The 20,712-nt window shown below is 61.4% G+C and carries 17 protein-coding genes and 1 tRNA gene; 15 read left to right on the top strand and 3 right to left on the bottom strand.

Annotated elements, in window-relative coordinates; translation table 11 throughout:
* Positions 1–263: 263 nt before the first annotated feature.
* Positions 264–1,784, bottom strand: coding sequence for a glycosyltransferase family 39 protein (locus CLV84_RS10035; RefSeq protein ID WP_170067655.1), 1,521 nt, complete (start codon positions 1,782–1,784; stop codon positions 264–266).
* Positions 1,784–2,044 carry a hypothetical protein gene (locus CLV84_RS21835; protein ID WP_170067654.1) on the bottom strand — a complete coding sequence of 87 codons (261 nt, stop codon included), beginning with the start codon at positions 2,042–2,044 and terminating at the stop codon, positions 1,784–1,786. Before CLV84_RS21835 ends, CLV84_RS10035 begins: the two co-directional genes overlap by 1 nt.
* A gap of 152 nt (positions 2,045–2,196) precedes the next feature.
* On the opposite strand from CLV84_RS21835, the gene CLV84_RS10030 reads away from it, so the two are divergent.
* The 14 genes from CLV84_RS10030 (at position 2,197) to CLV84_RS09965 (ending at position 18,981) form a co-directional block, all read left to right on the top strand.
* Positions 2,197–3,216, top strand: coding sequence for a carboxypeptidase-like regulatory domain-containing protein (locus CLV84_RS10030; protein ID WP_104419661.1), 1,020 nt, complete (start codon positions 2,197–2,199; stop codon positions 3,214–3,216).
* A 32-nt stretch (positions 3,217–3,248) separates the two neighbouring features.
* Positions 3,249–4,103, top strand: a complete 855-nt coding sequence (locus CLV84_RS10025) for an HAD family hydrolase (RefSeq protein ID WP_104419660.1) — start codon at positions 3,249–3,251, stop codon at positions 4,101–4,103.
* Positions 4,104–4,143: 40 nt separating this feature from the next.
* Positions 4,144–7,278, top strand: coding sequence for a PVC-type heme-binding CxxCH protein (locus tag CLV84_RS10020; protein WP_211295244.1), 3,135 nt, complete (start codon positions 4,144–4,146; stop codon positions 7,276–7,278).
* Between the two features lies 1 nt (position 7,279).
* The gene (locus tag CLV84_RS10015) at positions 7,280–8,269 is read left to right on the top strand and encodes a ThuA domain-containing protein (RefSeq protein WP_104419658.1); all 990 of its coding nucleotides are present in this window, start codon (positions 7,280–7,282) and stop codon (positions 8,267–8,269) included.
* A 3-nt stretch (positions 8,270–8,272) separates the two neighbouring features.
* Positions 8,273–8,815 (top strand): Crp/Fnr family transcriptional regulator, encoded by a 543-nt coding sequence (locus tag CLV84_RS10010; protein WP_104419657.1) that lies wholly within the window; start codon positions 8,273–8,275, stop codon positions 8,813–8,815.
* A gap of 52 nt (positions 8,816–8,867) precedes the next feature.
* The gene (locus tag CLV84_RS10005; RefSeq protein WP_104419656.1) at positions 8,868–9,440 is read left to right on the top strand and encodes a DinB family protein; all 573 of its coding nucleotides are present in this window, start codon (positions 8,868–8,870) and stop codon (positions 9,438–9,440) included.
* A gap of 94 nt (positions 9,441–9,534) precedes the next feature.
* A tRNA-Phe gene (locus CLV84_RS10000) sits at positions 9,535–9,607 on the top strand.
* Positions 9,608–9,763: 156 nt separating this feature from the next.
* Positions 9,764–10,627: an ATP phosphoribosyltransferase gene (hisG, locus tag CLV84_RS09995; RefSeq protein ID WP_104419655.1), complete on the top strand. Its 864-nt coding sequence runs from the start codon at positions 9,764–9,766 to the stop codon at positions 10,625–10,627.
* Positions 10,627–11,907: a histidinol dehydrogenase gene (hisD, locus tag CLV84_RS09990; protein WP_104419654.1), complete on the top strand. Its 1,281-nt coding sequence runs from the start codon at positions 10,627–10,629 to the stop codon at positions 11,905–11,907. The genes hisG and hisD overlap by 1 nt, the downstream gene beginning before the upstream one ends.
* A gap of 25 nt (positions 11,908–11,932) precedes the next feature.
* Positions 11,933–12,433, top strand: a complete 501-nt coding sequence (locus tag CLV84_RS09985; protein ID WP_104419653.1) for a GyrI-like domain-containing protein — start codon at positions 11,933–11,935, stop codon at positions 12,431–12,433.
* A 75-nt stretch (positions 12,434–12,508) separates the two neighbouring features.
* Complete coding sequence (gene hisC, locus CLV84_RS09980; protein ID WP_104419652.1) at positions 12,509–13,585, top strand: histidinol-phosphate transaminase; 1,077 nt, start codon at positions 12,509–12,511, stop codon at positions 13,583–13,585.
* 116 nt (positions 13,586–13,701) lie between these two features.
* Positions 13,702–14,844, top strand: a complete 1,143-nt coding sequence (gene hisB, locus CLV84_RS09975) for a bifunctional histidinol-phosphatase/imidazoleglycerol-phosphate dehydratase HisB (protein WP_104419651.1) — start codon at positions 13,702–13,704, stop codon at positions 14,842–14,844.
* Positions 14,845–14,973: 129 nt separating this feature from the next.
* The gene (locus CLV84_RS09970; protein ID WP_104419650.1) at positions 14,974–18,468 is read left to right on the top strand and encodes a hypothetical protein; all 3,495 of its coding nucleotides are present in this window, start codon (positions 14,974–14,976) and stop codon (positions 18,466–18,468) included.
* A 102-nt stretch (positions 18,469–18,570) separates the two neighbouring features.
* The gene (locus CLV84_RS09965; RefSeq protein WP_170067653.1) at positions 18,571–18,981 is read left to right on the top strand and encodes a hypothetical protein; all 411 of its coding nucleotides are present in this window, start codon (positions 18,571–18,573) and stop codon (positions 18,979–18,981) included.
* Positions 18,982–19,227: 246 nt separating this feature from the next.
* On the opposite strand, the gene trmB is transcribed toward CLV84_RS09965, so the two are convergent.
* On the bottom strand, positions 19,228–19,959 hold the full coding sequence (gene trmB / locus CLV84_RS09960) for a tRNA (guanosine(46)-N7)-methyltransferase TrmB (protein ID WP_104419648.1): 732 nt from the start codon (positions 19,957–19,959) through the stop codon (positions 19,228–19,230).
* 321 nt (positions 19,960–20,280) lie between these two features.
* Here trmB and CLV84_RS09955 point away from each other — a divergent pair, with 321 nt between their 5' ends.
* Positions 20,281–20,568, top strand: a complete 288-nt coding sequence (locus CLV84_RS09955; RefSeq protein ID WP_146088774.1) for a hypothetical protein — start codon at positions 20,281–20,283, stop codon at positions 20,566–20,568.
* The last annotated feature ends 144 nt before the right edge of the window (positions 20,569–20,712 follow it).

Raw genomic sequence — 20,712 nt, 5'->3', positions numbered from 1 at the left:
CGTAGTAGCGAGGAAGCAGCAGGAAGGGGCATCTCTTGCACGGGGTGATTTTCCCCTGCGGCCGTCGGGTGAAGGGAGGGATCCTCTTGCAAATCGGGTAAATCCGGGTGCCGCTTCACCGTAGCGGCCGTGGTAATCAAACAAATAGCAGTCATTCCGTAAGCTGTTGTTCGCCAGCAAATTAGCGGAGACTATGACCGGGGTAAAAACGGCTAGATATGCGTGCGGTAATTCTCGACGAATAACCCGTACCGCGCCCCCGATCAGTAAGGTGATGGTTTCTCCGATGTCCGCTGACGCCAAAATCGGTCGAAGGGCTGAATCGGCTTGCTGTATCGATAAATCGTCGTGCCGTATTCCCGGGCGTACGGGTTGTCTACGCGGCCTACCTGCCTTACTTCGGAGAACCAGTCATCCAGGTCGGAAGCCGGCTCGTCATTGACGTAGTACAGGGCGGTCAGCGGCTCCGGTATGGAATCCGGCAGCCAGAAATTGAAGGCATCGCTGAAGGATATCGGTTCGGGGATTCCATTTTGGCCTGCCACCTGCAGCAGCGCGCCCGCCTGACCGTAATTCTCACAGTATAGAGCGGTATGCAGGGGGTCCGGTTCCAACGCGTAAGCGGCGACCAGTTCGGCCTTTAACTCCGGCCACCCCAATTGATCGGCGTAATCCTGCGGAAGGGCGTGGATCTTCCCGTCTTCCCAGCGCCGACCGGGCACCAGACCGAAGTCCCGCTCCAGCACCTGGAAGTAACTGATCAGTTCATTCTTCCCGACGATCGGCAACCCGAACGGTAACACGGGAAGGTTAAGCGCGACGATCAGCACGGGCAGTAGCCACCGCCAGCAGGTTTGCGGCAATGAGCGTTCCCACCACACCGCCCCGGCCGCCAGAAGTGCCGGGAACAAGCCCATGGCGTAATAGCTTTTACCCCGGAGTACCAGCAGCGCTCCCAAGGTAAAGAGCACCGCTACGGCCACGACCCGGTGGCGACGAAGCAGGTACACCAATCCGGGCACCAGCAGGAGCGATCCGGCAAAGGCCATCATCAGTTGATCGGTGAGGATGCTCAGGCGATCGACGTGAACCAGCTGTTTTCGGCTCAGCGCCTCCAGATGCCCTGCGACCGCCCAATCGTTGGAGGCCTGCCAGAGCAGGTTCGGCGTCCAGAGCAACAGGGCGATTAGCGCACCGATGTGCAAATAGGGTTCGCGAAAAGCCGCCGGCCGGAACAGCAGCAATCCGACCAGCAGCCCGCCCACCAGCAGCAGCACCAGGTATTTGGTCAGCAGGGCCAGCCCGACAACGATCCCGAGCAGGAGCAGATAGCGGCGGTTGTCGGTATTCAGGTACCGAAGGATCAGCAGCGTAAGGACCGTCCACCATAGCAAGTCGAGATGCACCGGCTGGAACAGGTGGAAGGTGCGTAACGTGGCCGGCAGCACGACCGCGGTAGCGCAGGCCAGGATAGTGGCAAAGCCCCCGCCCCGCATTTCCCGCACGATGGCGGCCACCAGCCAAACGAATACCCCGCTCAGGAGGGCCGGCAGCAACTTGACAGCGAATACACTGCTACCGATCGTGATCCGCACCAATCCGGCCAGCCAGCCGATCAGCGGGGGCACCGACGGGTAGCCCCAGGCGGGATGATAGCCCAGCGCGAAGTACAGCAGCTCGTCCCGGTGGTAGGACAGCGTAGTGGCCGCATAAAGGTGCAGGCCAATAGCCAGCAGGGCGAGAGCAAAAATACAGACGGAGGTGAAGTGCCTTGGTTGTCCCATTAAAAGAAATAGACGATAAGCGTATAGAGGGCGATCAAAATCAGCACCCACGTCACGATCCGCCAACGGCGATCCGCCGCCATCTCCAGCGCGAGCTGCTCCCGGAATTTCACTCTCTCGGCGAGCTGGGCCTGCCGCTCGAATCCGGCCCGGTGCTTCCATTTCCTTTCCCCCTCCCCCAGGAACGAGCGATTGTTGCGCAGGGCCGCATTCCGTTTGATTGCTGCATTGGCCGCACTGGCCGATCCGCCGAAGCCCATGATTTTGGGAATTTGATCGGGTACAACATCGGTCGATACGGAGGTGCCGGTGAGTTTTCCCGATAAACTTCAGCGAATAGTCGACGGAAAAGATCAATCCGCCGTGTGCAATCCACCCGATCCGTTCATCTACCTGCCAAAGCACACTTCAGATGGCCTACACTCCCCTACGCATCTCCATTTCCGAACCCTGCCACGAAGACTGGGACCGCATGACCCCGCTGGGCGACAACCGCCGCCACTGCGCCAGCTGCGAGAAGGCCGTCACCGACTTCAGCTGGATGACCGACCGGGAGATCCACCAGTACCTGGCCGTGGCGGGCAACAAGCTTTGCGGCCGCTTCCGCCGCGATCAGCTGGACCGGCCGGTGCGGGCCCACGTGAAGCCGTCGACGGGGTGGCGGGCGGCGGCGGCCGCCGGGGGTTTACTGCTGAGCGCGGGGGCGGCGGCGCAGGTGCCGGGGGCGGACGTACCTAAAGACCAGGAACCGGCCTACACCGAGCTGAGCGAGATCATCAACGGGGACGTGGAACGGGAAGCACGGATGAAGGGGACATTCCGGGGGGTGGTGACGGATGAGGAAGGAGCGCCGCTAATCGGGGTCACCATACTGATCAAGGGTACTACTACGGGCACGGTCACTGATTTTGACGGGGGATTCGAACTGACGGTGAAGGCCGGGCAGGTACTCCAGCTCACGTACATAGGTTACGAAGACCTGGATTACCCCGTTGAGCGAGATGACTCGGGATTTGAAGCGCCAAAAATGCTGGAGGTAAAAATGTCGGATCAAGCACTGGCGGGAGAAATAATCATAGTTGGCGCATGCTACGTCGACTATTCAGAACCCGACACCGCCTTTTTTGCCTTTTCCCAGCGCGATACGGTCGCCGTCAAGGAAAAAACCGCTCCCGGCATCAACGTCTCCCCCAACCCCTTCACCGATCGCCTGAACGTCGCGTTCCCCGCCGAAGTGGCCGGTACGCTATCCGCCCAGCTGTGGCACGTCAACGGGCAGATGATCCGCAAATGGCAACCCCAACAGCACGAAGCCGGGCGGGCGCGGATCGAGCTTCCGCTGGGCGACACCCCCCTCGTCCCCGGCCACTACATCCTGCGACTGACCGACCAGGACGGCAACGTCACCAGCCAGATCGTCCTGCACCAGTGAACACGATATACGCGTAGGGAGGTATAGTGAATATGTCCACCTCCGCCACCCGCATCCTGCGCGAGCGTATCGTGCTCATCTTCGACTTCGACGATACCCTCGGTCCGAGTACCACGAAAACCTACTTCGACCACTTAGGCATACCCTACGCTGATTTCGCCGCCCGCCTCGAAAAGCGACAGGAGGACATGTGGCAGTACCCCCTGGCCAAGGCCGACCTACTGCGGGAATATTCCCACCGGGAGGACAGCCCCATCACCCGGAAGTCAATGGAAGCCTTCGGGCGGAAGTTCCCGCTATTTCCCGGGGCCGATCAGCTGGTGGATTGCCTCAAAAAGTACGCCGCCGACCGGGACGAGGACGTCCGGCTGGAATTCGTGCTCCTCACCGCCGGCTTCAAGACCATCCCGGAAAGCTCGGTCATCGGCGAGCAGTTCGACCGGGTGTACGGGGGCGAGCTGGAGTTCGACCACGACGGCCGCGTGCTGAGTGCCCGCCGCGTGATCAGTCACGTCGACAAGGTGCACTACATCAAGCAACTGGTGGAGGGGCTGGACCTCGACAAAGCCAGTGAGCTGGAAAACACCTACATCGATCACGATCCGAAGAACAACTACGTGCCGATGGCGCAGGTGGTGTACGTCGGCGACGGCAGCAGCGATATGTCCGCCTTCCAAGTCGTGGAGAACGGCGGCGGGGTAGCCGTGGCCATCAATCCGGAAGGGGACGATTGGGAGAACTACAACAACATGAGCCGCGGCCGGCGGGTCCACAACCTGGAAGACGCCGACTACCGGGAAGACAGCGACCTGGTGCAGACGCTGAAGCTCGCCATCGACATGATGATCGCCCGGATCAAACTGTTGCGGCTGGGGGCGGACGACTAGGTAAGCGGAGTTTGTATATTCGGTCGACTACAATACGATCGTGCGCTACTACCCCGCCCTCCTCAGCCTGCTCCTGCTACTCTCCTGTTCCGCGGAAGAAAGGAAGGGCCTACTCACGCTGCAATCCGGCGAGAAGCTCGTCCTGATTGGCAATAACCTGTGCAGCCGCATGGCCTACTTCGGTCACTTCGAAACGGCCGTGTACCAGCAGTACCCCGACGCCGATCTGACGATCCGGAATATGTGCGACCCCGGGAACACTCCCGGCTTCCGGCCCCACGCCAGCCGGGCCGATCCCTGGGCCTTTCCCGGCGCCGAGGCCTTCAACCCCGACGTCAATCGCCCGACGGGCAGCCAGGGCTTCTTTCCCACCGAAGACGAGTGGCTCGACACCCTCGACGCCGACGTGGTAATCGCCTTCTTCGGCCTCAACGAAAGCTACGCGGGCCGGGCAGGAGAAACCAACTTCGCGCTGGAACTGGACAGCTTTCTACGGCACTCGCAGCAACAGCTCTACAACGAGGAAAGCCCGCCCCGCCTGGTACTGGTCGGCCCCCTGGCCTACGAAGATGCCTCCGAACTGGGACTACCCGACGGCCACGCGGAAAACGAGCGGCTGGAACGCTACGCCGGCATCATGGCCGACATCGCCGAGGACAACGGCGTTCCCTTCGTCGACCTGTACGGCCCCTCGCTGGAGTGGAGGGACGCGGACGAGCGCCTGACCTCGGACGGCATCTCGCTCACCGACGCAGGCTACCGCCGCTTGGCTAACCATCTCACCGAGAAACTCTTCGGCAGCAGCCCGACAACCGACGATCCGGAACTGCTCGCCCGCGTCAACGAAAAGAACCGCTTCTGGCTGCTCGACTTCAAGATGCCCAATGGCGTGCATGCCTACGGCCGCCGCTACGACCCCTACGGACCGGACAATTATCCCTACGAAAAGGAGAAGGTGCGGCAAATGACCGCCAACCGCGATACCGCCATCTTCGCTTATCTGGACGGCGACACTTACGACCTGGCCGCCGCCGACGCCCGCACCCGCCCCCTGCCCGCGGTACAGACCAACTATGCGGTCGAACCGGCCGACTCCGTCGAGTATCGCTACGGCGAGGAGGCCCTGGCCACCTTTACCGTCGCCCCCGGTTTCAAAATAGAGCTGTTCGCCTCCGAACGGGAGTTCCCCGAACTGGCTAACCCCTGCCAGATGAACTGGGACGACCGCGGCCGCCTCTGGGTCAGCCTCATGCCCAGCTACCCGCACTATAAACCCGGCGACGAGCTGCCCAACGATAAACTGATCATCCTGGAGGATACCGACGATGACGGCAAAGCGGACGAACTGAAGGTCTGGGCCGACAGCCTCCACCTGCCCGTCGGCTTCGAATTCGCCAACGGCGGGGTGTACGTCTCCCAGGGTACTAACCTGATGTTCCTGGAGGATACCGACGGCGACGACCGGGCCGACCGCCGCGAGATCGTCCTCAGCGGCTTCGACGACCACGATACCCACCACAACATCAGCGCCTACGAGGCCGACCCCGGCGGCGGCATCTACATGGGCGAGGGCATCTTCCTGCACACCAACGTCGAAACCCCCTACGGCCCCGTGCGCGGCACCAACGGCGGCTTTTACCGCTACAACCCCGCCCGTGGCCACCTGGAGCGCACCGCCCAGATCCCGATCCCGAACCCCTGGGGCATCATCTTCGACGCCTGGGGCCAGCCCATTTTCGCCCACACCAGCGGCACCCAGGTACGCTGGATGCTGCCCTCCACCATCCAACCGGTCTATGGCGTGCAGGCCCCGATGGCCGACGACCTCATCGAGGAAGCCCACCGCGTCCGCCCCACCTCCGGCCTGGAGATCGTTTCCAGCCGCCACTTCCCCGACGAGATGCAGGGCGATCTCCTCATCAACAATACCATCGGCTTCCTGGGCACCAAGCAGCACCGGCTGTTCGATAAGGGCACCGGCTTCGACAGCCGCTGGCGGCAGGACCTGGTCACCAGCACCGACCCGAATTTCCGGCCCGTCGACATGGAGTTCGCGCCCGACGGCAGCCTCTACCTGGTGGACTGGCACAACGTCCTCGTCGGCCACATGCAGCACAACGCCCGCGACCCCCTGCGCGACCACGTCCACGGTCGCATCTACCGCATCACCTACCCGGAACGGCCGCTCGTGCCGGTGCCCGAAGTTGCCGATGCCCCCATCGAAACCCTCCTCGACAACCTGCAACTTCCCGAATACCGCACGCGCTACCGGAGTCGGCGGGTACTCCGCAACCGGGATACGGACGAGGTCATGGCGGCGGTGCGCAGGTGGATAGCTAACCAGGACAGTACAGCCAATTCGTACGAGACGTACCTGCGGGAGGCCCTCTACGTAACCTGGGGAGCCAACCGGATCGACCTGGATATCCTGAACGCCGCCAGCCGGGCCGATGACTACCGCCTGCGCGCCGCGGCGGCGCGGGTAGTGCGCTACCTCGGCTACCAACTCGACGACGAAGCGGAGCGGCTGACCGCTTTCGCCCAGGACGAGCATCCGCGGGTCCGCATGGAAGCGATCGTGGCCGCCAGCTGGTTACCCGCCGAACGGGGCGAAGGGATCCTGGCCGCCGCGGAAAGCTCCGACCTGGTCGATTTCGACCGGGAGGTACTGCTGAACGCCCGCGCCCATATGCGGGGACAGGCCTACGAGCCCCCCGCCGCCGCGGTGACCGACGAACCGGATAGTCCGCTGGCCCGCGCCTACGCCCTCGGGGAGGAGATCTTCGCGCGGGAGGCGTACTGCGAAACCTGCCACCAGGCCGACGGGCGCGGCCTGGACGCCACCGGTTACCCGCCATTAGCCGGCTCGCCTTGGGTGACGGGCGACAAGCAGCGCCTGATCAAACTGGTGATGCACGGGCTGTACGGTCCGCTGGAGGTGAACGGTAAGCCCTACGATGGCCAGGTGCCCATGACGGCGTACGGCGGCCTGATGAGCAACGAGGAAATGGCCGCGGTGCTGACCTACGTCCGCAACGCCTTCGGCAACGAGGCCTCGATGGTCACGCCCGAGGAGGTAGACCAGGTCCGCGCGGTGACGGCGGAGCGCAAGGGCATGTACCGGGCCGAAGAATTACTGGAAGAGCACCCCTTCCCGGAAGAAGTAAAGAAGTGAAATGACAGGCATGAAGTGTAGCTACCAGATTGGCATCCTATTTATCTGTTGCTTTTTCTCCTGCGCTCCGGCGCAAAAAGAAAGCCCGGACGCAGCGGAGGACGCCCCGAAGATCGTCTTCGTAACGGGCGACGAGGAATACCGCTCCGAGGAATCCATGCCGATGCTGGCGGCCATCCTGGAGCGGGAACTGGGCGCGGAAACGGTGGTCGGCTACAGCCTGGACAGCAGCGGCGTCATCGACCCGAACAACGTGTACCACATCAGTAAGCTGGACGAACTGGCGGACGCCGACCTGCTGGTGCTCTTCACCCGCTTCCGGCAGCTGCCCGCGGAGATGGCCGCCAAGATCACCGACTACGCCGAAAGCGGCCGCCCATTGGTGGGTTTCCGGACGAGCACCCACGCTTTCCGCTACACCGAGGAAGAGGATAGCGCCCTGATGCACCTCAACGATGAATGGCCCACCCGGGTATTCGGGCAGCAGTGGATCACCCACCACGGCCACTTCGAGGACGGGCACGGGCGGCTGACGGAGGTGACCTTGGTGGACGATCAAGCGGATAATCCCATCCTCAATGGCGTGGAGCCCTTCGAGGCCTACTCCTGGCTGTACCACGTGGACGGCGGCGACTGGCAACTGGCCGGCGACAGCGAGCCGCTGCTCATGGGGCACAGCCTCCGCTCAAACCACGAGGAGGCCGGCCGGCTGGACGAATTCCCGCTCGACAATCCGGTGGCGTGGACCAAAACCTACACCGGGGCAAGCGGCCAACCGGCTCGGGTCTTCTTCACTACCCTCGGCCATCCCTTCGATTTTAAGGAGGAAAGCATGCGCAAGCTGGCCCTAAACGGCATTTACTGGGCCCTGGGGCGGGAAGGCGATATACCGGCGGGGGGCGTGAAGGCGGACTTTGCCACACCCTACGCGCCGAATAATTCCGGTTTCGGGGAGCTGTACAAACCGGGCGTCCGCCCCGCCAGCCGCTAGTCGATGGAGGAGATTACGTCGGTATACCGCGCGCTGGATAAAGCCGGCCTCTGGACCCGCCGCCGTACCCTGAAGCGCGGGGAATACCTGATGCTCCACGGCCACCACGACCGGGACCTCTACTACGTGGAAAGCGGCACCCTGGTCGCGACGGCGATCATCGGCGGGGAGGAACAGTGTATGCGCTTCGGCTACACGGGTGATATCGTGGCAGCCATTGATACCCACCTTGGCGGGGGTGCCTCCACTTTCGGCATTAAGGCATTGCGGAAGAGTGAACTGCGGATCGCGAGCTACAGCGATTATCGCGCCTTCATGCAGGCCGACCCGGAACGACGGCTGGCGTGGGAACGGTCGATGGAGTGGCTCATCCAGGGCCTGCTGGAACGGGAGATCGACCTGCTGACCCCTGGCCCGGAAGAGCGCTACCAGCGCGTGCTGGCCCGTAGTCCCCGACTTTTCCAGGAAGTACCGGCGAAGTACATCGCCAACTACCTGCGCATGACGCCGGAAACCCTGTCGCGCATTAAAAAGGACGCCGGGTAAATCTTGCGTTCGATCAAGATCGGCGTGGCATGCACCTCCTAATTTTGTAAGCATGAAAGCAAGATCAGCCACCGAACTCCTGGACCGACTGGAACAGCGGCTCCGCCAGAACATCACCCTCGCCTATGCGCTGCGGGAGCTCTCCGATACCGCACTGCGCAAGCGTCCGGCACCGGAGGCCTGGTGCGCCCTGGAAGCCGTCGAGCACGTCAACATCTGGAACGCCGACTACCTGGACCGGCTGGCCGTAGCCCTCGACCGGCACGGCACCTCCCCCGCCCCCACCTTTGCCAGCTCCCGCATCGGTAATTTCTTTGTGGGGTCGGTCAAACCCGGTCCGAAAACGCGCAAGATTCCCACGCTCAAGCGCCTCAATCCCGTACACCGCGATCTGGACCACGCCGTTCTGGACAACTGGCTACGGCAGGCGGAGCTACAGGAACGAATACTCCGTAAGGCCCGCACCGCCGACCTAAACCGGATACGGATCAAGACCGCGCTCACCTCGTTGATCAAAATGCGGCTGGGCGATGTATTGCGCATGATGGTGTACCACGACTGGCGCCACCTGGAACAGGCCTGCCGCGCGGCGGGGGTGCGGGTGGACAGGCGCGTGGAAGCTTAGAAGGGAAGTTTTTCCCTTTGTCGCTTGCAAGGTTAGTTCGTTTATACCTACCTTTGCATCCGCTTAAACCGGGAACGCCCGGCAAACGGCAAATGGTGCGGTAGCTCAGTTGGTAGAGCAATGGACTGAAAATCCATGTGTCGGCGGTTCGATTCCGCCCCACACCACATGATTCTTAGCGTTCACCATCATCATATCGTCTTTTCTCGCCCCGTCGGCGAGCGGTAGGCCGGTACGCTAAACTTTACCATCAACAAACCTATTGCTCAGAGGTCCGCCGGAAATAACCGGCGGGCCTCTTTGCGTTTTATCGCTTTCCCATCATGAAGACACCCCCACTACGGATTGCCGTTCAGAAATCAGGCCGCCTGCTCGACGAATCGATCGACCTCCTAAAGGAATGCGGCATCAAGATCGACAACGGACGCGACCAGCTAAAGGCACCCGCTCGCAACTTCAACGCCGAGGTCCTTTACCTGCGCAACAGCGATATCCCGCAGTACATCCAGGACGGGGTGGCCGACATCGGCATCATCGGCGAAAACACCCTGATCGAGAAGCGGAAGGAAGCAGAAGTGGTGCAGAAGCTCGGTTTCAGCAAATGCCGCCTGAGCCTGGCCACCCCCCGGGGGGTCGACTATACGGGACCGGAGTACTTGCAGGGCCGTCGCATCGCCACCAGCTACCCGAATAGCCTGCAGGCCTTTCTCGACGAAAAGAACATCGACGCCGAGATCCACGAAATCAGCGGCTCGGTGGAGATCGCCCCGAATATCGGGCTGGCCGACGCCATCTGCGATCTGGTTTCTACCGGCAGCACCCTGTTCAAAAACGGACTGGAGGAGCAGGACGTGATCCTACAGTCGGAGGCGGTCATTGCCGCCAGTCCGCGGATCGACGCCGCGCGCCGGGAGATCCTGGACAAGCTGGTATTTCGCGTGAAGTCCGTCCTGGCGGCCCGCAACCAGAAGTACCTGCTTATGAACGTCCCGAATCACAGCATCGAGGAAGTAACGAAGATGCTACCGGGCATGCGTTCCCCTACCGTACTGCCACTTGCAGAAAAGGGTTGGTCGAGCGTGCATACCGTCATTAGCGAAGATCGATTCTGGGACATTATCGACCGACTACGGGACGCGGGTGCGGAGGGCATCCTTATCGTGCCGATTGCTAAAATGATCATGTGATGAAGGTATACGAGAATCCCGATCGCGAACGCTGGAAGGCACTGTGCCAGCGCCCCGCCAACGACCTGACCAACCTGGATCAGACCGTCCGCACGGTGATGGACCGGGTGCGGGACGAGGGCGACGCCGCCCTGCGCGATTACACCGCCCGCTTCGACGGCGTGGAGCTGGACGACTTCGCCGTAACGCCGCGGATGATCGCCGCGGCAAAGGCCCGCCTGCCCGTCGCATTGCGGGAAGCCATCCAGACGGCCAAGCAAAATATCGAAACCTTTCACCGGAAACAAGCGGTGCCAGTAGAAGAGATCGAAACCATGCCCGGGGTCCGTTGCTGGCGGGAGAGCCGCGGCATCGACCGGGTGGGGCTGTACATACCCGGTGGCACCGCCCCGCTCTTTAGCACGGTGCTCATGCTGGCGGTACCGGCGGCACTGGCGGGTTGCAAGGAAATCATCCTCTGCTCGCCGCCTAATGCAAACGGCGTCATTCACCCGGCCATCCTCTATACGGCTGAACTATGCGGGGTAACGAAGATCTTCCGGATTGGGGGTTCTCAGGCCATTGCCGCCATGACCTACGGAACGGAAACGGTACCGAAAGTTTACAAGATTTTCGGACCGGGGAATGCCTATGTAACCGTCGCCAAGCAACTTGCCTCGTTGGAGGGCCTGTCCATCGACATGCCGGCCGGACCGAGCGAAGTGCTGGTTTGCGCGGACGCAGGAGCAACGAACAGTCACGTGGCCGCCGACCTGCTCAGCCAAGCCGAACACGGCCACGACAGCCAGGTGGTGCTGATTACCGACACGAAAGCGAAAGCGGTGGCGATCCGGGAAGAAGTTATGCGCCAACTGGCCGAACTCCCACGGGAGGCTCTGGCCTCCGAAAGTATCGACAACAGCTTGGCCCTGATCTTTCCGAACTGGGGAGATGCCGTGGAATACGTCAATGCTTACGCCCCCGAGCACCTCATTCTCTGCATGGAGAACGCCCGGGAGTTCGCCGCGGGGGTTCGTAACGCGGGTTCGGTCTTCCTCGGTTACCATACCCCCGAAAGCGTGGGCGATTACGCGAGTGGGACCAACCACACCCTGCCAACCTACGGTTACGCTCGCCAGTACAGCGGCGTGAGCCTGGATAGCTTCGTCAAGAAAATCACCTTCCAGGAACTGACGCCCGATGGCCTCCGCAACATCGGCCCTACGGTTGAGCTGATGGCCGAGGCCGAGCACCTACAAGCTCACCGGAACGCGGTACGTTTGCGGTTGCAGGATTTGTAATCGTCGCCGAGAGAATTGAATACGTATGGATACGAACGTAAGTATACTTTCCTTTACTCCCATTACGCTGATCGGGCTTTCCGAGACGACCAGCCTGGCCGGCGCCGGCACCCCGGGCCTCTGGCGCGGTTTCGGCCCGCGCATACGGGAAATCGAGAACCGGGCCGACGAGTGGCGGTATTCGCTGCGGATCTACCCGGCCGACCTCTCGCTGGCCCGCCTCACCCCCGAAACCGAATACACGGAATGGGCGGCCGTGGCGGTTGTGGAAGGTACCGCCGTGCCGGACGGCCTCGAAAAGCTGGAACTTGCCGGGGGCCTCTACGCCAGGTGCCTGCATCGAGGCTTACCCGGCGAGATCGGTACCACCGTCAATTATCTTTTCGGACAGTGGCTACCAACCTCCGGCTATGACGTGGATAACAGCCGCCCCCACTTCGAACGGATGGCGCCCGACTACCTGCCAGACGATCCGGACGCCCAGGAGGAGATGTACGTTCCCCTGCAGGTCCTCCCCCTGGAATAATCGGCCTACCTCCCTTACTTCAAGTCGGCGTAAGCAGCATCGCCGCCCATCGAGATTGAAATTTTCCCCGTGTTTATGACCACCACCGACTACATACAATGGACCGCGGAAGCAATCCGCGGCCTCGTGCGCCCCAACATCCTGAACGTCACCCCCTACTCCAGCGCCCGCTCGGAATTCCAGGGGCGGGCCGACGTGCTCCTGGATGCCAACGAAAGCCCCTTCGATAATGGCATGAACCGCTACCCGGAACCGCTTTCGACCGACATTCGCAATCTATTCGCCGCCATGCGCGGGGTACACGCGGATAAGATCTTCATCGGCAACGGCTCCGACGAGATCGTCGACCAGATCACCCGGGTATTCTGCCGGCCGGGAGTGGATGCGGTCCATGCCCTGCCCCCGACCTTCGGTATGTACAAGGTCGCCGCCGGCATTAACGATGCGGAGTTCCGGGCGGTCACGCTGCAGCCGGACTTCACCATCCCGGTCGATGCGCTGAAGGAGACCTGGGACGATGCGTCGAAGATTCTCTGGCTCTGTAGCCCCAACAATCCGAGCGGCAACCTGATGGATGCGGCGGTGGTGGAAGATCTGATCCGCAGCTTTCCCGGTATCGTGGTGCTGGACGAGGCCTACATCGACTTCGTTCCGGAGGCGAGCTTCGTACCCCGGCTGGATGAATTCCCCAACCTGATCATCACCCAGACCCTCTCGAAGGGATGGGGCATGGCCGGCGCCCGACTCGGAGCCGCCTACGCCAGCGAGTTCATCGTCGACCTGCTGCGGACCATCAAGATGCCGTACAACATCAACGTGTTGACCAAGGCCGCCGCCCTGGAGGCGCTCGCCGCCCCGCAACGGATGCACGACCGGGTCGACCTGCTGGTCAGCGAGCGGAAGCGGCTGGAACAGGCACTTGGCGAGCTCGACATCGTAGACCATATCTTCCCGTCGGTCACCAATTTTCTACTGGTTCGCTTCACCGATTCCGACAAGGTGTACCGCTATCTCCTGAACGAGGGCATCGTGGTGCGCAACCAGAGCTACCAGCCGAACGCGGCTAATTGCCTGCGGATTACGGCTGGTTTGCCGGCGGAGAATGATGCTCTTATTTCGGCGCTTCGCGCTTTAAATTCACCACAGAGGTAAAGGAGGGCTTCGCAGAGGAATCACAGAGAATAAACGCCTCCGTGATTCCTCTGTGAACCCCTCTGTGCATTCTGTGGTGAAATTCCCACATCCTACGTGGTGAACACACCAACGCTATGCCTAAAAAACTACTACTACTAGACCGAGACGGCACCCTAATCCTAGAGCCCGAAAATTACCAGGTCGACGATATCTCCAAGGTCAATTTCTACCCCGGCATCTTCCGCTGGCTGGGCCGCATCGCGCGGGAGCTGGACTATAAACTGGTGATGATCACCAATCAGGACGGATTAGGTACGGAAGAGTTCCCCGAAGACACCTTCTGGCCCGCCCAGGAACTGGTCGTCCGCGCCCTGGCATCGGAGGGCATCACCTTCGAGGAAGAACTCATCGACCGGACCTACGCCAAGGACAACGCCCCATCCCGCAAGCCGAACACCGGCCTTGTGGAGAAGTACATGCAGGACCAGGCTTACGACATCGCGAATAGCTTCGTCGTCGGGGACCGGCTCACCGATATGCAACTCGCGAAGAACATGGGGGCCCGCGGCTTCTGGCTGGCCAACGACCCGGAACTGGGTAACGAGGAACTGAGCCAGCAGCAACTGAAGGATCTCGACGACGTCATCGTCAAGCGGACCACCGACTGGGAAGACATCTACCGCTACCTCCGCCTGCAGAGCCGCACCGCCAGCGTCCAGCGCACCACCAAGGAAACCGACATCCGCATCGACCTCGACCTGGACGGTACCGGACAGACCGACATCGACACCGGACTGGGCTTCTTCGACCATATGCTGGACCAGCTCGGTCGCCATTCGGGCTGCGACCTGACCGTGACGGTGCAGGGCGACCTCGACATCGACGAGCACCACACCATCGAGGATACCGCCATCGCCCTCGGGGAAGCCTTCGCCAAGGCCCTCGGCGACAAGCTCGGCATCGAACGCTACGGCTTCTACCTCCCCATGGACGATGCCCTGGCCAGCGTCGGCATCGACTTCGGCGGCCGCCCCTGGCTCGTCTGGGACTGCGAATACAAGCGCGAAAAGATTGGCGACATGCCCACCGAGATGTTCTACCACTTCTTCAAATCCTTCACCGACGGCGCCCGCTGTAACCTCAACATTAAAGTCGAAGGCGATAACGAGCACCACAAGATCGAAGCCACCTTCAAGGCCCTGGCGAAAAGCATTAAAATGGCTAAGCGGCGGGACGTGGATAACATGCGGCTACCTAGCACTAAGGGAGTATTGTAGTACGGTATTACGGTAGTCGCCCGCTTCGCGGCCGGAGTAGTACAGTAGGTGGGCGGACATTACCGTACTACTCCGTTTGCGCAGCAAACGACTACTGTACTACCGTACTATTCCCTACGTTAGTACTCAGTGATCCCAAAAACGCTGTGGCTGGTAATCTGCCTGCTCGGGGCCGGTGTGCTTACCGGCCAGGGATCGCCGCTGTCGAATGTGCGGGAGAAAGTCGTGGCCGTGAACCCGGCGGGACAACTGGTGGATACGCTGACCCTGGCTCCGGGCAGTTTGGAAATCTTCTTTTCGAACGGTGATCCGGTACCGGAAAGTGCATATACGCTGAGCGGGCGTTACCTGCGGTGGAACAGCGTACCGTTGCCCGATTCGTTGCACCTGCGGTACCGCGCCCTACCCTTTACCCTGGACGAGCGGGTGAGCTTGCTGGACAGCGCCCAGCTCCGCAGGGAGGAAGCCGGACTGGTCATCGGCGCCTACGACCCCTACGTACGGCTGGGGCTGCTGGACAACGATACCAAGGTGCAGACCCGGGGCAGCTTCAGTCGGGCGATCAGCTTTGGTAACCGCCAGGACCTGGTACTTAACTCCGCTTTCAACCTCCAACTGAACGGCGAGCTCGGCAACGGCATCGAAGTGGCCGCGGCCATCACCGACGAGAACCTGCCCGTCCAGCCGGAAGGAACGACTCAGCAACTGCGGGAATTCGACCGCATCTTCATCCAACTACGGAAGAATCGAAGCCAGCTCACCGCCGGCGACTACGAGTTGCGGAATCCGGACGGGTACTTCATGCGCTATTACAAAAAGCTGGAGGGGGCCACCTTCACCACGGTAGCGGGTGAGGAGGAGGACGGGGAGCGGTGGGAGAATAGCGCCAGCATCGCCGTGGCACGCGGCCAGTTTATCCGCCAGAACATCACGCCGGGAGAGGGCAACCAGGGGCCCTACAAACTGACCGGCGACGGAGCACAGCGCTTCCTGATCATCCTGGCCGGTACGGAACGGGTGTTTCTGGACGGCCAGCTAATGGAGCGGGGACTGGACGCGGACTACATCATCGATTACAATCTGGCGGAACTGACCTTTACGACCCGCCGACTCATCACCCGCGACGTGCGCATCACCGTCGAGTATGAATACGCCGACCAGCGCTATCTCCGCACCCTCACGGCGGGAAGCAGCCGGTACACGAAGGGGCGCCTGACCGGCTACGTCAACCTCTACTCCCAGCAGGATAGTCGTACCGCCACCGGTGACCTGCAACTCACCGCCGAGCAGCGGGAGGCGCTGAGTTTAGAGGGCGATAATCCGGAAGGGATCCCCGTGAGCAGCATCGACACCCTCGACGGGCGGGAGGAATTGCGATCCACCTACGCACTCCGCGATACGCTCCTCCCCTGCGCCCCCCAGCAAGCCTACCTGGTGAGCAGCAACGACCCGGAGCTGGGGCGTTACGTAGCCACCTTCACCGACCGCGGGCCGGGGGGTGGCCCCTACCGCCTCGACCCCGGGCGGCCGGCTAACGAGCGGGTGTACGTCTTCGTCGGTTACGATGAGGATTGTAATCCGCTGGGTCGTTTTTCTCCGGAGATCGACCTGGTGGCACCCCGCCAGCAACAGCTCTTCAGTGCCGGGGGAGAATACCGGTTCGACGGAGAGGGCGCCATCCGAATCGAGGGCAGCCGCAGCAAACTAGACCTGAACCGCTTCAGCGACATCGACCAGGCGGACGACGCCGGACATGCCCTGCGAGTGGACGCCGACCGGACCCTAGCCATCGGCCCCGACAGCAGTGGCTGGGCCGTGTCTGGTCGGGGCCGCTACGAATTCGTGGAGCAGACTTTCAACTTCATCAATCCTTACCGGTCGCCGGAATTCTACCGCAACTGGAACCTGAGCAACCGCCTCAGCACCATCCGCCCCGAACAGGAAACGGAGCACCTTATGGGCGGCGGATTGGGACTGGTACGCGCCGGCGTGGGTCGCCTCGATTACGACTATGAGCGCTTCGTGCGGGGAGCGGATTACCGCGGCCAGCGGCACGAGGGCGTACTACAGGTGGACGTGGCAGGGTGGCGGGCGGCGGGGGCCTACAGCTTACTGGACAACGAGGACGCGGAGAGCACGGGCACCTTCCGTCGACCGAGCCTGCTCGTCAGCAAACAATTTTCGCAGTTAGCCGGCTGGGAGATCGCGGCCGGCTACGCGGGCGAAAAAAGCGTACGCCGGCCAATCGGCACGGATAGCCTTTCGCAGCTAAGCTTTCAGTACGACCGGTACACCGTGGGCATCACCGCCCCCGCTACCGAACGCTACGCCTTTACCCTCAGCGCCAGCCAGCGGGACGATAAACTCCCTTCCGCCACCGAACTTCTGGCTAGCACCTCGGCCCGCGAACTGACGGCGGAAGGCAAGTATCAGGCAGCGCGCAACCTCCAGGTAGGGGGAAATTTCACTTACCGTGCCCTGGAGGTACCGGGGCAGGAACTGGTGGAAGACCGCCCGAGCAGCACCGTGCTGGGCCGGCTGGACGTGCGCGCCGACGCCCTCGAACGAGCCTTCACCAGCCAGACGACCTACCAGGTGGGCAGCGGCCAGGAGCCGAGGGTGGATTTCCAGTACCTCTACGTGGGCCCGGGGCAGGGGCAGTACATCTGGCAGGACAGCCTGTATAACAACGATGGCCGCATCCAACCGAACGAGATCGTACTCTCCCCCTTTCCGGACATTGCCGATTACATCCGGGTGAGCGTCTTCAACAACGAATTCGTGCGGACTGATAACGTCAGCATCAACCAACGCGTGAACTGGGATCCGAGCCGGCTTTGGCGGGAAGCGGGGGGCGTACGGAAGTTCTTGCGCCGCATCGCTCTGAATACGGCCGTCAACATCGACCGGAAAACCCAGGAAGACGATGCCATCATGGCCTGGAACCCCTTCCAGCTGGCCGTAGCCGATTCCAGCCTGGTGGCGCTGAACGTACGGCGGCGGCACGGCCTGTTCTTCAACCGCGCCGATCCACGCTACGACATTCAGCTCAGCAACGACGAACAGCGCAATCGCCGCGTGCTTACCACGGGCTACGAAAGCAGCCGGCGGGAAGATTGGGAACTGCGCTTTCGCTTCCGCCCCAACGACCGGCTGAGTATCGAAGCGGCGGGTATCACCGGCCGCCGGGAATCGGATTCGGAGCGCTTTAATGAAAAAGATTTCAAGATTGTCTTCAATCGGGTGGAGCCCGGGATCAACTGGCAGCCGGGGGAATTCAGCCTCCAAACTACCCTGGTGCTAGGCCGCGAAGAGAACGTGCTGCCGGCGGAGGACGGGGAATACACCCTGCGGCGGGAGGCCAAGTTTACCGGTAATTACCGCAACTGGATCAACGCCAGCTTCAACTGGGTACAGATCGACTTCGCAAACGGGCGGGCGGGCAGCCCCGTAGGATTTGCCCTCCTCCAGGGCCTCCAACCCGGACGGAACCTGCTCTGGAACCTCAGCTTGGTCCAGAACCTGGGCGAATACCTGCAGCTGAACCTGATCTACGACGGACGGCAAACGGGAGAAGCGGACGTGGTACACGTGGGGCGGGCGCAGGTTACGGCGCAATTTTGACGGGCACTGGTCCGCCAAGCGCTAGCTCGTCTGCCCAGTGCCCTCGCAGAAAGCAGCATCGACGCAGCACTTTCCCCACGCTGGTTGCTAACTTCGTCAATGATGGCAAAACGGATCGCCGCGGTACTCGTACTCCTCTTCCTCGCCCATCTCTGCAAGGGCATCGGCGACGACCTGCAGTTTCATTATTCCGACACCGTCTTCGCCAACTTCGACAACCGACGCTTCTGGGATCCGGACATAAGCTGGGAAAACAAGTACGCCGCCGATGCGGAAGGGGAATTGATCCGTCCGCTCAGGGAACGTTTTCCGGGTTCGTCGACGGTCTTCGTAGCGACCACCGATGCGTGGCACCTGTTGCAGGCTATCCAGTACGCGCTTATTCGGCTGGCGATCGTGGTGCTGGTCTTTTCCCGGTTACCGCGGCCCCGGTGGGGGTATGCTTTGGGGCTTTATGTAGTGGTCTGGGCGGTGCAGGGGGCCGGGTTTTGGCTGGGATATTATGGGCTTTAGTGGGGCAGGACGAGGGTTTTGTAAATCTGTCGGTTCGGTGTAGCCGGCCCATCTGCGAATCCAAAAGTCTGCGCAGCCCTCCGCCCACCTATCTGCGGTGCGAAAAATGAGCCGAAGGCGAAGAACTACGGTCGCCGTGAGAAAACTATCTCCGGTAGCCAGAAGTGCTGCACTGGCGCTGTCAGAGACAGCGTCTTACTACCGCTGCCGGAGGCAGCGTTGTACTGCGCTGTCGGAGACAGCCACTTACCGGGTGGGCATTTCCTTTCCGCCAATGATGTCGCCTTGCCCGATCCGGAAGCGGAGGTAAGTGATCGTTTTCCCCAGGTCCTTGTGCATCCGTTCGTAATAGGTTTCGGTGGCCAGTTCGGGAATCGGGAGTGGCCTGCTGTAAATATCCTCGTCCTGGTAAAGCAGCTCGACGACGGGCTGCCGGACCAGGGTTTCCAGCGACCATTCGTACAGCTCGCGGCTGTCGGTCTTGAGGTGGATCAGTCCGTCCGGCTTCAGGATGCGGCGGTACTGCTTCAGAAACTGGGCGGCGGTGAGGCGGCGGTTCTCCTTTCCCTTTTTGAGAAAAGGATCGGGAAAGGTGATCCAGATCTCTTCCACCTCGCCGGGAGCGAAAAAGTGGCTGATGACTTCGATGCGCGTCCGTAAAAAGGCGGCGTTATCCAGGCCCTCGTTGAGGGCGATCTTCGCGCCCTGCCAGATGCGGGCACCCTTGATGTCCACCCCGATGAAATTCCGATCCGGGTACTGCCGGGCCAGGTCGACGGTATACTCTCCCCGTCCGCAGGCCAGCTCCAGGGTGATCGGCCGGTCGTTGCCGAAGTGCTTCGCGGCCCAGCGGCCCCGCAAATCCACGGTGGCCCCGTTTACTCCCGACAGTTCGGGTTTCGTGGGCTCGAAACTCTCGTATACATTAGGCATCCGCAGGACTTCGGCGAACTTCTGCAGTTTATTTCGGCCGGACATTTCTCTTCGCTTTCGTAAAGCGGCAAAGATAGATCGCCGGGCCGGTTCCCGCTTCGTTCCGGCACTACAGGTCATCCGAGCGGCCGGCGGCACGACCGCCGTTAAGAGGACGGAGGGCCCGATCCGGGGGGTACAGCGGACCGGCTTCTTGCTCGGAGGGAGGGAATTCCAAGCCCGGATGCACATTGTTGGGACAACATCATTTTTTCAGATAATCCCGCCGTTTTAGAATGTAATTCGCCATTTATTAGTATTTTGGACAATTATATTTTAGCATATCTTTGATTTCGACTTTTTCGATCACGCTTCACACCTACCGCTTTGGACCCAAGAACCAACATCCACGGTCACCCCGTTCGATTCATGCTCCAGGACCGCAGTATAAATAACACGATGCTTTGCCCCGCCTACCGGCGAAAAAAGTACGTCCTCTTTCTCCTGCGCACCTTTTGCCTAACGGCCCTCTACGTTCTACTGTGGGACGTTTACCTCATTCGATTCACCCTCTTGCTTTCCGTACCATTCGTAACCCTATACTTCTTTTCCCTCGTGGGTTGGCGCTACTTCATGGAACGGAAAATACAACGGATGCGGGAGGGCATCGGCTGACGGATACCGGGGGCGCCGGGGCGCGGGAGCAGGTAAGCGGATGGCATTCCAACCTTTTTCGCGCACGCTGATCGGATTCCCGCGGACCTGCGCTGCGTTGGGACTAAGTCCTTTTTGGTGGGTAACCGAATTTTCATTACTTAT

This window comes from Neolewinella xylanilytica, from assembly GCF_002934605.1.
Taxonomy (GTDB): domain Bacteria; phylum Bacteroidota; class Bacteroidia; order Chitinophagales; family Saprospiraceae; genus Neolewinella; species Neolewinella xylanilytica.
The sequence above is the reverse complement of the archived record's forward strand: the minus strand, read 5'-3'. Positions and strand labels throughout refer to the sequence as shown.

What these genes read in the sequence shown, in the direction of transcription:
- CLV84_RS10035 (WP_170067655.1), bottom strand. Translation starts at nt 1,784, where the DNA reads ATGGGACAACCAAGGCACTTCACCTCCGTCTGTATTTTTGCTCTCGCC.
- CLV84_RS21835 (WP_170067654.1), bottom strand. Translation starts at nt 2,044, where the DNA reads ATGGGCTTCGGCGGATCGGCCAGTGCGGCCAATGCAGCAATCAAACGG.
- CLV84_RS10030 (WP_104419661.1), top strand. Translation starts at nt 2,197, where the DNA reads ATGGCCTACACTCCCCTACGCATCTCCATTTCCGAACCCTGCCACGAA.
- CLV84_RS10025 (WP_104419660.1), top strand. Translation starts at nt 3,249, where the DNA reads ATGTCCACCTCCGCCACCCGCATCCTGCGCGAGCGTATCGTGCTCATC.
- CLV84_RS10015 (WP_104419658.1), top strand. Translation starts at nt 7,280, where the DNA reads ATGACAGGCATGAAGTGTAGCTACCAGATTGGCATCCTATTTATCTGT.
- CLV84_RS10010 (WP_104419657.1), top strand. Translation starts at nt 8,273, where the DNA reads ATGGAGGAGATTACGTCGGTATACCGCGCGCTGGATAAAGCCGGCCTC.
- CLV84_RS10005 (WP_104419656.1), top strand. Translation starts at nt 8,868, where the DNA reads ATGAAAGCAAGATCAGCCACCGAACTCCTGGACCGACTGGAACAGCGG.
- hisG (WP_104419655.1), top strand. Translation starts at nt 9,764, where the DNA reads ATGAAGACACCCCCACTACGGATTGCCGTTCAGAAATCAGGCCGCCTG.
- hisD (WP_104419654.1), top strand. Translation starts at nt 10,627, where the DNA reads ATGAAGGTATACGAGAATCCCGATCGCGAACGCTGGAAGGCACTGTGC.
- CLV84_RS09985 (WP_104419653.1), top strand. Translation starts at nt 11,933, where the DNA reads ATGGATACGAACGTAAGTATACTTTCCTTTACTCCCATTACGCTGATC.
- hisC (WP_104419652.1), top strand. Translation starts at nt 12,509, where the DNA reads ATGACCACCACCGACTACATACAATGGACCGCGGAAGCAATCCGCGGC.
- hisB (WP_104419651.1), top strand. Translation starts at nt 13,702, where the DNA reads ATGCCTAAAAAACTACTACTACTAGACCGAGACGGCACCCTAATCCTA.
- CLV84_RS09965 (WP_170067653.1), top strand. Translation starts at nt 18,571, where the DNA reads ATGGCAAAACGGATCGCCGCGGTACTCGTACTCCTCTTCCTCGCCCAT.
- trmB (WP_104419648.1), bottom strand. Translation starts at nt 19,959, where the DNA reads ATGTCCGGCCGAAATAAACTGCAGAAGTTCGCCGAAGTCCTGCGGATG.